Source organism: Paenibacillus sp. FSL R7-0297, from assembly GCF_038009025.1.
Lineage (GTDB): Bacteria > Bacillota > Bacilli > Paenibacillales > Paenibacillaceae > Paenibacillus_AQ.
Genome location: NZ_JBBPAQ010000001.1, coordinates 376,860 through 391,617, shown reverse-complemented (window position 1 = coordinate 391,617; position 14,758 = coordinate 376,860). Strand labels below are relative to the sequence as shown.

Here is a 14,758-nt window from a genome sequence, read left to right as displayed (position 1 = left end):
CTTACACCCTGATGTATACTTATTAGGATGAAAGGGGGCGGGAAGATGTATACATGTGGCGGAGTCATTCCGGAATTAACCGGCCGGAGAGTGCGGCTCCGGGCTATGGCTGCCGGAGATGCAGGAGCGCTGTTTAAGATCTGGTGCCATCCCCAGGTTGCGCCCTGGCTGGACGCCCCTTTCTTGTCCTCTGCAGAAGAAGCGGGAGCACTGATTGCTCTGCTGGCACAGATGGCCCTGGAAGAAGAAAGCATACGATGGAGTATTCTGGGGCCGGATGGGGAGGTTATCGGAAGCTGCGGCTATAATCACTGGCAGCTTGAGGGTGCTTACCGGGGGGAGATCGGTTTCGAGCTGTCACCTGCCGCCATGGGTCAGGGGTATATGCGGGAAGCGCTGGAGCTTATGCTGGACTTCGGCTTCGGCAGCATGGGGCTGAACCGGATTGAAGCCTTATGCCATCCTGACAACATCCGGGCTGAGAAGCTGATTACAAGGCTCGGCTTCCGGCAGGAGGGGCTGCTTCGGCAGTACCGGCATACGGCTTCCGGCTATCAGGATGTAAGGATGTATTCCTTACTGCAAGGAGAGAAAGTGCGGGCCCTGAGAACATAGAGAGAGGATTTGGATTCATTGAAGTCACCTGGTGAAACTGAACGCAAGTTAATTTTAATTGGAGTACTGCTGGCCACTTTTCTGGCTGCAATCGAAGGGACGGTCACGGGACCGGCGGGACCGGCCATTGTCGGCGATTTTCAGGGAATGCAGTGGCTCAGCTGGATATTCACCGCTTATCTGCTGGCGATGGCCGTTACGACACCTATTTTTGGCAAGTTAAGTGATCTGATTGGCCGCAAGCCTGTGTTCATTGGCGGGGCTGTGGTCTTTCTGGCAGGCTCGCTGTTATGCGGGATTTCACAGAGTATGCAGCAGCTGATTATTTTCCGGGGGATACAGGGGATCGGGGCGGGTGCGCTCATTCCTATGACTTTTACGATTATCGGGGATATCTACAGCATTAAGGAACGGGCGAAGACTCAGGGGCTGCTCAGCTCGGTATGGGGGATTTCCTCCCTCGTAGGACCGCTGCTTGGCGGCTACGTGGTTGATTATTTGAGCTGGCGCTGGGTGTTTGTCTTTAATCTGCCTTTTGGGCTGCTATCTATTATATTCATCTCGCGGTATCTCAAGGAAGAGAAGGTCCGGCGCAAGACGAGAATTGATGTGGCTGGAGTGCTGCTGTTCGCGGCAGGAATGGGAGCACTGCTCTTTGGTCTTACGGCGGGAGGGCAGAGTCTGGCTTGGAACTCTCCGCTGCTGCTGGCTATCTTAGCGGGGGCTGCTGTGCTGCTGGCCGTGTTCCTGTTCGTGGAGCGCCGTGCTCCCGAGCCAATGCTGCCGCTGGAGCTCTTCTCTATCCGCAATATCGCTGTCTCTACAGGAGCTAACCTGCTGGTCAGCACCTTAATTATTGGGCTGTCTACGTACGTACCGCTGTGGGTGCAGGGCGTCTTCGGCAAAAGCGCGGCCCTCTCGGGCCTGCTTCTCGCCCCGATGTCGGTGGGCTGGATGCTCGGCTCTATCGCTGGCGGAAGAATGATTCTGCGCGCGGGTACCCGCCGTACAGGGATGCTAGGGCTGTCGCTGATTGTTGTTGCAGCGGTAGGGCTGACTCTGATGAACGGGGATTCGTCCCAGCTGCTGCTATTGATTCTGATGCTGTTCTGCGGCGTAGGTTTTGGTTATGCTTCTACAGTCTTTACGATTATCGCGCAATCCTCTGTACAGCATGAGCAGCGCGGTGCGTCAACGGCCCTGAATACCTTCACCCGTTCACTCGGACAGACGGTGGGGGTGGCGATCTTCGGGTCGTGGCTGAACTACAATATCGACAGGAAGCTGGCGGAACAGTCTGGGGCTGCTGCTACAGGGGCTGATATCAACCAACTGCTTAACCCGCATAGCGGGAGTACCCTGTCTGCTGAGGCCTGGGGCAGTCTGCACGGCGCGCTGGAGAGCGGCCTGCACTCGCTCTTCATTGTGATGGCGGTCTTTGCTGTGGCCTCCCTGGTTATTTCTGCAGGGCTTAATAAAGGGCTGCCAACCATTCAAGAGGGAAGTACCGTGTCCAAGCCGTAATCTTCAATCCTGCTTGTTCATAACAAAGCGGCAGCGCCATCCATCCGGATTACGCTGCCGCTTTGTTATCTTTATATCATGCAGGTTAGTGAATAGATTCACAACCATATCTGCCTTAACTGCGCTTATTTGCGTGGAAGCGGGGAGAGCTTCTCAGCCTGCAGGCCCATCTTCTTCAGAAGAATAATCATTTGTTCCTTTTCTTCATCGCTCAGTCCGCTGAAAGCCAGATGCAGGCGTTCCGAATACTTCGGGTACATCTCGTTCATCAGGCGTTCGCCTTCTACAGTCAACTCGGCAAAAATCACACGTCGGTCACTCGGGCAGGGCTTGCGCTGCAGGTAGCCGCGTTCTTCCAGCTTGTCGATTACGTAAGTAACGTTGCCGCTCTGCAGCAGAAGCTTGGCGCCGATCTGCTGGATAGGCTGTGCCCCCTTATAATAGAGGACCTCCATAACGGCGAAGGCTGTAGGATTGAAACCTTCAATCTTGCTGCCGGTAACGGCGTGTTCGTTAATGCTCTTGAAAGACTTGGCAAAAACCCTGTACAAATGCAGTGTCAATTGAGTATCGCGTTCATAAGATTGTATCATGCTTCTCCACCTCTATTGTTAATCGTACGGGCTTCCCCGCACGGTTTGGAATACTGCTTTTCTTGATCTAGCTCTACATTACTTCAAACAAAGAATGAAGAACATGTCATTTGTCACAATAAGCACACTTTTAATTATTAAAAATCAAACAATTTTTTGAAGGTGCATAGCTGCTGCGGATTTGACACGATTTTCACATGGTGATCGTACCAAAGCTGTAGCACAGGGTTGGAAATAGCGGTATCCGGCGCGGATTTGAGGTCTGTCCCCGGTAATTCGTATAATGGGGATAGAGACCAGGCCGCTGACAGATAGCGGTGGTGAAATTTTTTGCAGCATAGACCCGTCTATGGTGTTATGATCGCATTACTATGAACGATTGCCTAGGAGATGGAGAGTCATATGAACCAGATTACGAATTATTACGAAGAGCGTGAAGACGATGAGGATGTCGTACTTGATGTTGTGATTGAGGAAGCCGGTTATGAAGCAGGAGATATACGGATATCAGGGATTTCCTTTCAGGTGCGTAAGGGCGAGCTGCTTGGATTAATCGGACCGAACGGCGCCGGCAAAAGCACCACGATCAAGACTCTGCTCGGTCTGCTGAAGCATGCCAAGGCCAAGGTGAAGCTGGGCGGCGAGAACAAATCCTACGCCTATGTACCGGAGCAGCCGGTATTCTATGAGGATCTTACGCTGTGGGAGCATCTTGATCTTGCGGCTGCAGCCTATGGTTTAAGCTATGAAACCTTTGAAACTACAGCGGAGCGGCTGCTGATCCAGTTCGGCATGGAAGGCGTACGCAATGATCTGCCTGCCGGCTTCTCCAAAGGCATGAAGCAGAAGATGATGCTGATGCTGGGCTTTCTGGTCCAGCCCGATGTCTATATCGTGGACGAGCCGTTCATCGGGCTTGATCCCCGGGCAACCAAGGATTTCCTGCGCCTGCTTGAGGCGGAGCGCGAACGTGGAGCCGGTGTGCTGATGTCTACGCATGTTCTGGATACAGCGGAGAAAATCTGTGACAGCTTCATACTGATCTCCGGCGGCAGAATTGCTGCCGAGGGCACATTGGAAGGTATACGCGGAGATGCAGGGCTGCCGGAGGGGTCGTTGTTTGATTGCTTCGACGAATTAACATGAGCAGGAATTCATTTGCGTTTCCTACAGCTGCGGCTCTTTTCCGGCGCCGGCTGGCTTCCCACTTCCGTGAGCAGTCTACTATTATCCGTACAGCTGTGGACTGGACCGTCCTGCTGTATATTATTATCCCGGGAGGCTTGCTAGGCGGACGCTTCTACTATGGTTACTGGAACGGGGAGCAGCCAGCATGGATCAGCTCTGTCCCCTATTTGCTCGTACCTGCGCTGCTGGCCATTCTGCTGGCTACTGGAGGAATCGTATTGCTGCTGCAGGAAGGTGACTCGCTGTTTCTTAGACAGCGGCAGAACTGGATCAGCACCATTATCCTGCGGGGAATGGTCTACAGCCTTGCGGTAACCACGCTGAAGATGGGGGCGGCTGTTGCCGTTCTGCTGCCGTTTCTAATCAAAGGGTTCGGAGTCAGTGCGGCAGGGGCCTACGGGCTGCTCGCGCTGACGGTAACCTGCAGCTGGTCCGTTAAGCTGCTGGGCCATATCGTTAAGGTACAGCGGCAGGGCTTCCGCCGCTGGCTGTGGCTGATTCCGGCTGTCACGGTGCCCTGCGGAGTCTATCTGCGTCTGGCAATCCTCTGGAAGGATAGCCCCGTCCTGCTGTTCATTGCTGCTGGCGGATTCGCCGTGATGGCAGCCATAGTGTTCAGGGCCCGTCTGCGGCTGCGCGGCACCTTCATGAACGATGTGCGCGAAGACTACAAGCAGCGGATGAAGATAGCGGCCATTCTGCTGCGCGGTGTACTGGATAAGCCGCGGCCTACAAGGTATAAACCGTGGATCTTCCGCAAATCGCAGCCGCTGCTGGCCTCCAAGGAACCAGAGAGCCGCTTCTCGGCGGCAGCGGTCAAAGCGATGCTGCGCAATCCGGCCCATTTCAAGCTGTATTTGTCGTTTACCGGCGTGGCGCTTGTGGCCATCTTTATTGTGCCGGTGGTTCTGAAGTGGCTGCTGTTTGCCATCCTGACTACACTGATGGCGTATTGGCTGTCTTCCTTCTGGCTGCTGTTCTCCGGCGATGACTACATCGGTATTCTGCCGTTCACCAAAGCACAGAAGGCGGATGCCGGTTCCAAGGCTATGCCGATTCTATTAATGCCGTTTGCAGTCCTCAGTGCAGCCGTTGTCTGCATCCCCGTGTATGGCTGGTGGGGGCTCCTGCTCTTTATACCGGTAGGCGCTGCGGCAGCCATCTGGATCGCCCGTATATTCAGTGTCATGCGGTTTGCCAGATAACATACAATAAGCCTTCCTCCGTAACCTGGAGGAAGGCTTATTTATTTACAGGAATGAGCCCGGGAACCGCAGCGGCTGCTTATCCGCGCGGCTGCGCGGCCGCATGTTTGCCGGCTGTGTATCCGGTCGAGAAGGCTGCAGTAATGTTATAGCCCCCGGTATATCCGTGAATATCCAGAATCTCGCCGCAGAAATACAGCCCCTGCGTTAGTTTTGATTCCATTGTTCTCGGATCAATCTCCTTCAGATTCACCCCTCCGCCAGTCACAAAAGCTTCCGCCAGGGAACGCGTTCCGTAGACCAGTACCGGCATCCGCTTCAGCAAGGCAGCCAGTGCCTGAAGACCGGTCCGCGGCAGGTGATGCCCTGTAACCTCACCGTCCAGTCCGCTTTTGGCCAGCAGCAGCGGAATCAGGCGCTCAGGCAGCAGGCCCTTCAGTGAATTGCGGATGGCCTTCTTGGGCTCCAGCTCCAGCTTATTCAGCAGCAGGTTCTCTGCCTCTTGCAGAGTCAGGTCGGGGAAGAGGTCGATAGACAACTCTACGGTATCTATACCTGATTTCTTCTGAACCTGGCGCAGGAACTGGCTGCAGCGCAAGGCGATCGGGCCGGACAGCCCGAAATGAGTGAAGATCATATCTCCGCGGTGGGAGATCACCTTCTTGCCCTTGGGATTCCAGACCGTAAGACTCACGTCACGCAGGGATAAGCCCTGCAGCTCACCGGATTTAATCCATTCCTCCCTTGAAAGGATTGGGACCTCCGTCGGGAATAGCTCCGTGATCGTATGTCCTGCAGCAGCGGCCCACGGATAGCCGTCACCCGTAGAGCCCGTCTGCGGCACGGATTTGCCGCCGGTAGCGATAATAACGGCCCCGGCACTGAAGGCTTTTCCTGATTCCAGACGTACGCCCGTGACCGCACCGTCCTCATAGATAACCTCGCGCACCGGACTGTCTGTCATAATCTGCACCCCAAGACTGCGCACTTTGCCAACCAGCGCGGAGACAACACTTGCAGCCTTGTCCGATACAGGGAACATCCGCCCGTTGTCCTCTTCCTTCAGGGCGATACCGAGGGCTTCGAAGAACTCAATAATATCCCGGTTGTTGAAATGATCGAACGAGCTGTATAAAAATCGGCCGTTGCCCGGAATATGGGCGATCAGCTCTTCAGTTTCCTTAATGTTAGTAACATTGCAGCGCCCGCCGCCTGAGATGCCCAGCTTCCGCCCCAGCTTGGCACCTTTATCAACCAATAATACAGCCGCCCCGTGTCCGGCTGCGGCTACGCTGGCCATTAACCCGGACGGTCCGCCTCCAATGACGATTACATCATAATTACTCATAACTCTGCTCCTTTACATGTTGCAACACTCTTCTAACGGCATCATACCATTCCAGCCGGAGTGTAGCCAGGCCCGGAGAAATCTGATGTGTTTGTCGTTGTCAGGAGTGCGCGGTTGTGCTTTAATCTAAGGGGATAGGGTATATTGTCCAAATTGGGGAGTGATTGCAATTACTCATGCGGTTAAGGATATTTTATTGCAAATATCGGCTGCGTGCACCTTCCTGTTTCTGTTTCAGTGGCGTTTAGATCAGGGCCATTTCACACGCAGAAACCGCAGATTTCCGGATGACCAGACTTTTCTGATAATATGCTGTGCACTCGGGGTTACATTGTGTATGGCCTTGTCGACTACAATGTTCGGAGTAGTGTATCTGAATCTGGCTATCCTTCCGGCGTATATAGGGATCTTGTACGGGACTTTTCGTTCAGGAGCTTACCTGGCAATGTATTTCATATTTTGCACTGCACTATTCTCGGTTCCTTCAGGATTTGAACATCTCATATTAAATACGGGAGGCCTGCTCTATCCACTGTTGTTTGGGATGGCCAAGCCCTTTAAGCATGCCACCCTAATCCATAAAGTCGGCATGCTGTGGGGCGCCTTATTTCCCAGTATGCTGTTCATTGTAATTGCACCTAGGATGCAAGGGCATATTATTCTTAACACACCCCCCACTGAAGCGATTCTGTTAGGGGTGTATTTATTAACGGCTGTTATTTTGGGCGGACTGTTTATTGTATATATTGAAACGGCCTGGGATAGGCTGCAGGTCAAGGAACGGATGAAAGGAATCTCCGAGAAATTCCAGTGGGAATCGGAGAAGCTGCAGCAGATTACCAATGTGGTGCCGCTGAATATTATGTCGTTTGATGACAACGGATATGTGACAGAGCTGAATGAATATATGCTCAGCCTGATACAGCGCCATTACCCCCATTTAACCAGAGAGATTATATTATCCCAGCCGGCAGACCAGGTCTTCGGTAAAAGCATGGATCGGGAAATCTATGAACGCTTACGGGGAATTCTGCTGAACAAGCAGCGCTCCAATGCCAAGATCAATTATGATTCCATGACCTATCATATATTTACTGCGCCACTAAAGCATGAGTCCGGTGTTCCGGGCGGCATTGTCATGATTATACAGGATCTTACGGAAGAGGAGAAAATCCGCAGCGAGCTTGATAATGTTGAACGTCTGACACTGGTCGGGCAGATGGCTGCCGGGATTACCCACGAGATCCGCAACCCCATGGCGGTAGTGCGCGGATTTCTGCAGCTGATGCGGGAGAAGAGTCCGGAGGACCTGCACTCCTACTATCATATTGTTATGGAAGAGCTGGACCGGGCCAACAGTATCATCAATGACTTTCTGTCACTGGCCCAGAGCCGGGTATCGGAAAAGGAGATGGTCCAGCTGGAGCTGATTTTGGAAGAGCTTACCCCCTTAATCTGGGCAGATGCCAATCTTCGCGGCCAGAGTGTTGAGCTGAAGCTTAGCCCGTCACTGCCGCCCCTGCGGCTGAATGTCAGGGAGATCAAGCAGCTGATTCTTAATTTGGCCCGCAACGCCATGGAGGCGATGGACGCCAAGGGTGTGCTGACGCTGGAAACCTGTGAGCAGGAAGATACCGCGCAGCTGATCATCACGGATACGGGAAGCGGTATTCCGCAGAGCCAGCTGAAGCAATTATTCACCCCGTTCTACACAACCAAAAGTCAGGGTACAGGACTTGGGCTCCCGCTGTGCTTAAGTATCGCCGAACGGCATAACGGAACCATTCATGTGGAATCCGAAGTGGGAAAAGGAACCTCGGTCATCGTTACGATCCCCTTTGAGCCCGAGAAGGAACCCGCTGAGATTGAAGTCTATTCTTAGGGATTCAAGGCTCGAACTATGCCATATAGCGCTGCCGGATAACGGCTTGGAGGCAGGCTGCTTCTCTTGCTTTCACTGAGTATGTATGTATAATAAAGTTAGCAAGTAGTACAGTAACGCGGCGATGTTATCCGGGTTCTGACAACTATTCAAAGGGTAAAGGAGAGTGCAGAGAAATGTCCATGTCTTTTAATCAATATATGAAGGATTCCATTCAGCCTATGCGCGATGATCTGACGAGTATCGGATTTCAGGAGCTGCTGACTCCGGATGAAGTTGAAGCAACTCTTCCAGCCATTAAGGGAACTTCACTTGTGGTCGTTAACTCCGTTTGCGGTTGTGCCGCCGGCCAATGCCGTCCAGGTGTAGCTCAGGCGCTGCAGAACGAAATTCTCCCCGACCACCTGTTCACGGTATTTGCCGGCCAGGAGAAGGAAGCTACAGCCAAGGCGCGTGAGTATTTTGCTCCGTACCCGCCATCTTCACCATCCATTGCATTGATGAAGGACGGCGAGCTTGTTCATTTCATCGAACGTCACGGCGTTGAAGACCGTTCGGCTGCTGAAATTGCTGCTGAGCTGAAGGAAGTTTTCAATCGTCTGTGCCAGTAAGCTCATTTTCTGTTAGGGATATTCCCGCATCAGCCGGAGGCTAGGCTCATGCGGGATTTTTTCTGAACATATAGGCACCTGAGTCCCTTCGGACAGATCAAGATATGAGAAAAGGGGTGTGTGAAGTGGGAATCCAGGAAGAGATTATTAAGGCCTTGAGAGTTAAGCCGGTGATTGATACCGGAGCGGAAGTGCGCAAACGTGTGGATTTCCTGAAAGCATATACGCTGCAGGCGGGTGCCAGGGGGCTGCTGATTGCAATCAGCGGAGGAGTGGACAGTGCAGTGGCTGCGGGTCTATGCAAACAGGCTACGGACGAGCTGACGGCAGAGGAAGGCAAAGAGTATATTACACTCGGTGTATTCCAGCCTTACGGCGAGCAGGAGGATATTGAGCACAGTTACGCGGTGGCCAAGGCGTTTGAGCTGACGCATACGGTAGAGACTAATATTGAAGAAGCTGTAAACGAGATCGCGCTGGAGGTAGAGCATAGCCTGAAGGCGCTGGGACAGCACCGCCACATCACCCATCAGGGTAAAGGAAATGTGAAGGCGAGAACACGGATGGTTATGCAGTATGCACTAGCCTTCGAGAACAATCTGCTGGTAGTAGGAACAGACCATGCCTCTGAAGCCATCACCGGCTTCTATACCAAATGGGGCGATGGTGCGGTTGATATTACACCGCTGTCTTCACTGAATAAACGGCAGGTGCGGCAGTTGGCTGCGGCGATTGGAGTACCGGCCGATATCGTGACCAAAGCACCGACAGCCGGCCTCTGGCCGGGCCAGACGGATGAAACCGAGCTGGGGATCACCTATGATGACAACAGTGACTATCTGGAGGGCAAAGCGGTATCTCCCGAGGTCGCCGGGAAGCTTGAAGCCTACTACCGCAGAACGGGGCATAAACGGGATGCAATCCCTGGAATATAAGAAGTCAGAAGTATAAAAGAACCGCCGGAGAAGCTGCATTCATTTCGCAGAATTCCCGGCGGTTCTGGCTTTCATAAGTAATAGCTGGAGAGGCGCTGCCTAACTTGTAAGCTTAGCCGGCAAGGATCTGGTTAATAAACTCCAGGGAGGCGGATATTGCCTCCTCCAGCTGCGGGGTAGCTCCTTCGAACGGGTGCACGGTTCCGAAGGTGTGATTGCCGCCGGGAATCTGCACCCAGCGGATATCCGGGCGGAGCTCCGTTAATTGCTCTGATCCCCGGCGCAGCCGTTCACTGTCCTGGCTTCCCTGAATAAGAACCGCCGGGAAGCTGGCCGTTGTCATCCGTTCCAGCAGGTTGTAGCGCACGGCATGCTGTTCCAGGTCTTCCAGCAATACGGCATCCAGCGGCATTTGCTGGCCGGTCCGGCCATTAAGCACATGGGTCCGGCCGCTGCGCCTCATCTCAATCTTCTGTTCCTCCGTGAACAAGTCGAGGTCGGTAATGCCGTTCCAGGAGATCACTCCGGTGATCTCTCCCGGATGGTCCAGCGCATACAGCAGGCTGTCTCCGCCGCCACGGCTGTGGCCCAGCAGGAATAACGGCAGGCTGCCGAATTTGTGGTGCTGGCTGAGATAAGAGAGCAGGATCTCCATATCCTTGATCTCACGGGTATAGGTATTGCGGGCGAACTTCTCAAGCTCCGTGAAATTCTGCAGATCTTCGCCGATTCCGGCATGTGAGAAGTTGAAGGTTATGACCTCATGCTCCTGGCTGAGGGCTGCCGCAGCATAAGGAAACATCCCCCAATCCTTAAACCCCTTGTAACCGTGGGCGATAACAATCAGGCTCTTAGCCTTATCCCGGGCGGGGAAATGCGAGCAGCGGAGTACAGCATCTTCTCCTGCGGGCAATTGGAAATTACGGGTCATCGGGTAAATCCCCTCTCTATATAATCTGAAACGGATTTGAAGGTTGTATTATTTATAATGTTTATGAATAATGTTTATGAAGATCATACCATTATTAAAGCAGGTAAGGATAGGGCGGTTTTTTACAGTAATTGCATATTGCCCTGTCCAGCTAAGGAGTGGATATAGTGATTTATGGAATCGGAAATGATGTGCTGGAAATCCGCCGGATTACGGCTCTGCTGGCAAGCGGACAAGCAAACGGATTTCTGCAGCGCATTCTTACAGCGCGTGAGCTTGAGCTGGCCGCAGGGCGGAAGGGTAAGGCAGCGGAATTCGCTGCGGGGCGTTTTGCCGCCAAGGAGGCAGTAGTGAAGGCACTGGGCTGCGGAATCGGCGCGAAGGTGGGATTTCAGGATATAGAAATTCTGCCGGACAGCCAGGGCAAACCGGTCGTTTCACTGTCGGAGGCGGCCTGGGACCGGCTGATTCTGCCGGGCGGCCGCCCTATCATCCATCTGGCCATTACACACAGCGGGGATCTGGCTTCAGCTTTTGCCGTAGTGGAGCAGGTAAACTAAGCTGCTGCGGAGTGCCGAATCCTGCCCTGCCGCTTCGCAGAGCGGTATTTATACGGGGAAACCATACGCAATAAGGGGACGAGCCTGCTTATCGCGGAATATAGATACATTCAATATAGAAGCAAGGAGATTAATGATGACTACAAATGAGCAGCAGGAAGCCAAGTCCTATTTCAGCCGTAATTTGCTGGAGTGGTACCATGGGCAGAAGCGGGATCTGCCGTGGCGGCGCCACCGCAATCCTTATTACATCTGGATTTCGGAGATTATGCTTCAGCAGACAAGAGTCGATACGGTCATTCCTTATTTCAACCGGTTCATCGAGCGTTTCCCCACGGTGGAGTCACTGGCCGATGCGCCGGAGGAGGATGTCCTGAAGTGCTGGGAGGGGCTTGGTTACTATTCACGCGCCCGGAATCTGCAGCATGCCGCGAAGCAGGTGAAGGAAGAGTATGGCGGGCAGGTTCCCAATGACCGCGATGCCGTATTCGGGCTTAAGGGAGTAGGGCCTTATACGGCTGGAGCTATTCTCAGCATTGCCTTCAACCGGCCGGAGCCCGCTGTGGACGGCAATGTTATGCGGGTGCTGTCCCGATACTTCCTGCTTGAGGATGATATCGCCAAAGGCCCCACCCGCGTCAAAATGGAGCGCCTGGCGGCAGAGCTGATTCCCGAAGGGGAAGCCTCGCACTTCAATCAGGCGCTGATGGAGCTTGGCGCGCTGATCTGCACGCCGAAATCACCGCGCTGTCTGCCGTGCCCGGTGATGGAGCACTGCTCAGCGCGCCTCGCGGGCTGCGAGACCTCGCTGCCCGTTAAGACCAAGGCCAAGCCGCCGCGCCCGGAAGAGCGGCTGGCAGCCCTGATAGAGGGCCGCGGCGAGCACGCGGGCCGGGTCCTCATCCGGCAGCGGCCATCCAGCGGGCTCCTGGCCCGCATGTGGGAGCTGCCGCACTGGCCGGCGCCGCCTGCGGAGGGCGGCGCTTCCGCTGCGCTGCTGCCGGAGACGGCAGCGCAGGACCGGCTGCGCCGGTCCCTGCTTCAGGCCGGGATCTTCGCCCGGCCTGAGGGGCACTGGATGGCTGCGGAGCATACATTCAGCCATATTGTCTGGACCCTGCAGGTGTACCGCTGCAGGGAAGAAGCGGCCCTGCCGCTGGCTGCGGAAGGGCGGGCCCCGTACGGCGCAGCCAGCACAGCTGAGTCCACGGGTGCAGCCGCTTCTGGCGCTGCCGAAGCTGCGGCCGGCGTTTACAGTACCGGCACGGTGCCGCCCGAACCGTCCTCCTCTGCAGGATTGTTCGCGGAAGAGCCCGTCCCGGCGGAGCGGTTCGCGGACGGAAGCGGCCATCCCGAGGACGCAGGTGCAGTACGCTGGATCAGCCGCAGCGATATGGCGAATTACGCCTTTCCCAATGTGTTCCTCAAGCTGCTCAACGCTTATTTCGATGAGCAGGTGGGGAAGTCCGGTAACTGAGGCCCTCATCTGCTGAACCGTACCACAAGTAACGGTAATTGAATTTCCCAGAAGCCCCTTCCGTAGTAACAGGAAGGGGCTTCTAACCTTTTTCACTCTGTTGTTTGCTTATCAGATCCCTCTTGCCATTCGTGCAGAATGAGGATGCCTTCCTGCACGGTCCTTATTCCGTTCTTCGTTCCAAAATAGGTGCCAAACTGGCCCCTACAACCTCTAAAACCTCTTTTACCATTGTTTCCGCCTTGCGACCTTGGGGGTTCCGGCTCCACTGCAAGGCCGACCCGAATATGCCCCAGCTTATGACTAGAGATGTAGCCTCCAGTTTCTCTTGCGAAACCCCGGTAACGGCATCCTCCCTTAACCATTTGAGCAGGAGCTGATGAACTTCCTTTTGCATTGCGATCTCAAACATCGGTTCAAACTGCTTGTCTCCTGGAGTTATATGCTGTCTAAATCCGGTAAGAAATTCGAATACGATTTGGATGAGGGTTGGCAGACAGTCGAAAGTAAATTTTGATTCGTGGGGTAATCTTTTCTTCAAGATGATTTGGGATTTGTCCAGCATCCAGTTCTCGAGAAAAGCAAACTTATCTTCGAAATGGGCATAAAAGGTAGCGCGGTTAACTGTCGCTCTGGTCGTAATATCGTGCACAGAAATAGAGTAGATATTCCTCTTTTGATCGAGTAGTTCCGTGAAGGCCTGCATTAATAATTGACGCGTTCGTTTTACTCGAGGATCGTTAAGGTTCACAATCATACTCTACCTCCCTTATTCATGAACTTAAAACCAACAAAATTACATGAAATATTGCTAAGGCAACGAAAAGGCCTTTTTGCTGGTAGTCCAAAATGCACAGTTTTCTTATACTTTTTTTATAAAGTGTATTTTACACGCCCTTATATGTGTAGACAACACTGCATTATTATCATCAGTTTGATGGACCCATTCGTGTGAGTAAAGAAAGGATGAGTGTTGTCATGATCATTGTTACAGGAGCCAACGGAAAATTGGGCAGGGCGGTGGTAGAGCAGCTGCTTAAGCGTGCTCCGGCCGAGCAGATTGCTGTGAGTGTCCGGGATCTGAATAAGGCACAGGATCTTAAGGATCGTGGAGTTCGCGTCCGTCAGGGTGATTTCGACGATGCCGATAGTCTTCTCCACGCCTTCGAAGGAGCATCACAGGTTCTCATCGTATCGTCCGGCATCATGGGAGAGGGAGGGATTCGTCAACATCAAACAGCGATTGAAACGGCAAAGAAGGCTGGTGCCGGTCGGGTGCTGTACACAAGTCACATAGGTTCTTCCCCGAACTCGTACTTTCCCCCTATGCTCAACCATGCTGCAACAGAAGAATTACTGAAAGCTTCAGGTATGGCCTACACGTCGCTACGTAACGGCTTTTACGCAACATTAGCGGGGATGTTGATCGGAAGAGCAATCCAGACAGGGGAATTGATTACTCCTGAGGACGGTCCGGTTGCCTGGACATCTCACCCCGATTTGGCCGAAGCTGCGGCGGCTATCCTAATGGAGCAGAAATTCGACGGCCTAACTCCTAATCTTACGGCCTGCGAGGCGATGGATATGGATGGACTCGCGACTATTGCCTCGGAGATTACCGGCCGCCCACTACGCCGAATTGTTGTGTCGGATGAAGAATATCAGGACCATTTAAAATCCCAAGGTCAACCTGAGGATAGGGCTAACATGCTCATGGGGATGTTTCTTGCGAGCCGGAATGGAGAATTCGCGCAAGCGAGTACCACACTGTCTAACCTGATCGGACGACCCCCGATGAATATTAGAGAGCTCTTGAAAGAGTCAATTTCTCATCAACACGGTTGATTTGCTGATGTGGAAATCTATAATTAGGGTCAGAGGACGGTCTG

General features: G+C 53.5%; 14 protein-coding genes. 10 read left to right on the top strand and 4 right to left on the bottom strand.

Annotated features, from left to right (window positions below; translation table 11 throughout):
* Positions 1-45 precede the first annotated feature (45 nt).
* Together MKZ24_RS01600 and MKZ24_RS01595 are read left to right on the top strand one after the other, a co-directional pair.
* The gene (locus MKZ24_RS01600) at positions 46-615 is read left to right on the top strand and encodes a GNAT family N-acetyltransferase (RefSeq protein ID WP_340781104.1); all 570 of its coding nucleotides are present in this window, start codon (positions 46-48) and stop codon (positions 613-615) included.
* Between the two features lie 18 nt (positions 616-633).
* A complete protein-coding gene (locus MKZ24_RS01595; RefSeq protein ID WP_042232323.1) occupies positions 634-2,139 on the top strand; it encodes an MDR family MFS transporter in 1,506 nt (501 codons plus the stop codon).
* Positions 2,140-2,264: 125 nt separating this feature from the next.
* Here MKZ24_RS01595 and MKZ24_RS01590 read toward each other — a convergent pair whose 3' ends face one another.
* Positions 2,265-2,732 carry a MarR family winged helix-turn-helix transcriptional regulator gene (locus MKZ24_RS01590; RefSeq protein WP_039309924.1) on the bottom strand — a complete coding sequence of 156 codons (468 nt, stop codon included), beginning with the start codon at positions 2,730-2,732 and terminating at the stop codon, positions 2,265-2,267.
* A 402-nt stretch (positions 2,733-3,134) separates the two neighbouring features.
* On the opposite strand from MKZ24_RS01590, the gene MKZ24_RS01585 reads away from it, so the two are divergent.
* On the top strand, positions 3,135-3,878 hold the full coding sequence (locus MKZ24_RS01585) for an ABC transporter ATP-binding protein (RefSeq protein ID WP_042232325.1): 744 nt from the start codon (positions 3,135-3,137) through the stop codon (positions 3,876-3,878).
* Positions 3,857-5,125, top strand: coding sequence for an ABC transporter permease (locus MKZ24_RS01580; RefSeq protein ID WP_197073029.1), 1,269 nt, complete (start codon positions 3,857-3,859; stop codon positions 5,123-5,125). Before MKZ24_RS01585 ends, MKZ24_RS01580 begins: the two co-directional genes overlap by 22 nt.
* A 79-nt stretch (positions 5,126-5,204) precedes the next feature.
* Here MKZ24_RS01580 and MKZ24_RS01575 read toward each other — a convergent pair whose 3' ends face one another.
* A complete protein-coding gene (locus tag MKZ24_RS01575; RefSeq protein ID WP_042232331.1) occupies positions 5,205-6,473 on the bottom strand; it encodes a BaiN/RdsA family NAD(P)/FAD-dependent oxidoreductase in 1,269 nt (422 codons plus the stop codon).
* Between the two features lie 445 nt (positions 6,474-6,918).
* Between MKZ24_RS01575 and MKZ24_RS01570 the strand changes: the two genes are divergently transcribed.
* The 3 genes from MKZ24_RS01570 to nadE all read left to right on the top strand — a co-directional run bounded on the left by MKZ24_RS01570 (position 6,919) and on the right by nadE (position 9,901).
* Complete coding sequence (locus tag MKZ24_RS01570) at positions 6,919-8,355, top strand: two-component system sensor histidine kinase NtrB (protein ID WP_052415943.1); 1,437 nt, start codon at positions 6,919-6,921, stop codon at positions 8,353-8,355.
* A 176-nt stretch (positions 8,356-8,531) separates the two neighbouring features.
* Positions 8,532-8,966, top strand: coding sequence for a BrxA/BrxB family bacilliredoxin (locus MKZ24_RS01565; RefSeq protein ID WP_042232334.1), 435 nt, complete (start codon positions 8,532-8,534; stop codon positions 8,964-8,966).
* Between the two features lie 125 nt (positions 8,967-9,091).
* Complete coding sequence (gene nadE, locus MKZ24_RS01560; RefSeq protein WP_340781100.1) at positions 9,092-9,901, top strand: ammonia-dependent NAD(+) synthetase; 810 nt, start codon at positions 9,092-9,094, stop codon at positions 9,899-9,901.
* 112 nt (positions 9,902-10,013) lie between these two features.
* Here nadE and MKZ24_RS01555 read toward each other — a convergent pair whose 3' ends face one another.
* Positions 10,014-10,832, bottom strand: coding sequence for an alpha/beta hydrolase family protein (locus tag MKZ24_RS01555; RefSeq protein WP_042232338.1), 819 nt, complete (start codon positions 10,830-10,832; stop codon positions 10,014-10,016).
* 167 nt (positions 10,833-10,999) lie between these two features.
* Here MKZ24_RS01555 and acpS point away from each other — a divergent pair, with 167 nt between their 5' ends.
* A complete protein-coding gene (acpS, locus tag MKZ24_RS01550; RefSeq protein ID WP_340781098.1) occupies positions 11,000-11,392 on the top strand; it encodes a holo-ACP synthase in 393 nt (130 codons plus the stop codon).
* Between the two features lie 136 nt (positions 11,393-11,528).
* Positions 11,529-12,869, top strand: coding sequence for an A/G-specific adenine glycosylase (gene mutY / locus MKZ24_RS01545; RefSeq protein ID WP_340790027.1), 1,341 nt, complete (start codon positions 11,529-11,531; stop codon positions 12,867-12,869).
* A gap of 163 nt (positions 12,870-13,032) precedes the next feature.
* Here mutY and MKZ24_RS01540 read toward each other — a convergent pair whose 3' ends face one another.
* A complete protein-coding gene (locus MKZ24_RS01540; protein ID WP_340781096.1) occupies positions 13,033-13,626 on the bottom strand; it encodes a TetR/AcrR family transcriptional regulator in 594 nt (197 codons plus the stop codon).
* Positions 13,627-13,847: 221 nt separating this feature from the next.
* On the opposite strand from MKZ24_RS01540, the gene MKZ24_RS01535 reads away from it, so the two are divergent.
* The gene (locus MKZ24_RS01535; protein ID WP_042232348.1) at positions 13,848-14,714 is read left to right on the top strand and encodes an SDR family oxidoreductase; all 867 of its coding nucleotides are present in this window, start codon (positions 13,848-13,850) and stop codon (positions 14,712-14,714) included.
* Positions 14,715-14,758: the final 44 nt, after the last annotated feature.

What these genes read in the sequence shown, in the direction of transcription:
- MKZ24_RS01600 (WP_340781104.1), top strand. Translation starts at nt 46, where the DNA reads ATGTATACATGTGGCGGAGTCATTCCGGAATTAACCGGCCGGAGAGTG.
- MKZ24_RS01570 (WP_052415943.1), top strand. Translation starts at nt 6,919, where the DNA reads ATGTATTTCATATTTTGCACTGCACTATTCTCGGTTCCTTCAGGATTT.
- MKZ24_RS01585 (WP_042232325.1), top strand. Translation starts at nt 3,135, where the DNA reads ATGAACCAGATTACGAATTATTACGAAGAGCGTGAAGACGATGAGGAT.
- MKZ24_RS01535 (WP_042232348.1), top strand. Translation starts at nt 13,848, where the DNA reads ATGATCATTGTTACAGGAGCCAACGGAAAATTGGGCAGGGCGGTGGTA.
- MKZ24_RS01555 (WP_042232338.1), bottom strand. Translation starts at nt 10,832, where the DNA reads ATGACCCGTAATTTCCAATTGCCCGCAGGAGAAGATGCTGTACTCCGC.
- MKZ24_RS01575 (WP_042232331.1), bottom strand. Translation starts at nt 6,473, where the DNA reads ATGAGTAATTATGATGTAATCGTCATTGGAGGCGGACCGTCCGGGTTA.
- mutY (WP_340790027.1), top strand. Translation starts at nt 11,529, where the DNA reads ATGACTACAAATGAGCAGCAGGAAGCCAAGTCCTATTTCAGCCGTAAT.
- MKZ24_RS01590 (WP_039309924.1), bottom strand. Translation starts at nt 2,732, where the DNA reads ATGATACAATCTTATGAACGCGATACTCAATTGACACTGCATTTGTAC.
- MKZ24_RS01540 (WP_340781096.1), bottom strand. Translation starts at nt 13,626, where the DNA reads ATGATTGTGAACCTTAACGATCCTCGAGTAAAACGAACGCGTCAATTA.
- MKZ24_RS01565 (WP_042232334.1), top strand. Translation starts at nt 8,532, where the DNA reads ATGTCCATGTCTTTTAATCAATATATGAAGGATTCCATTCAGCCTATG.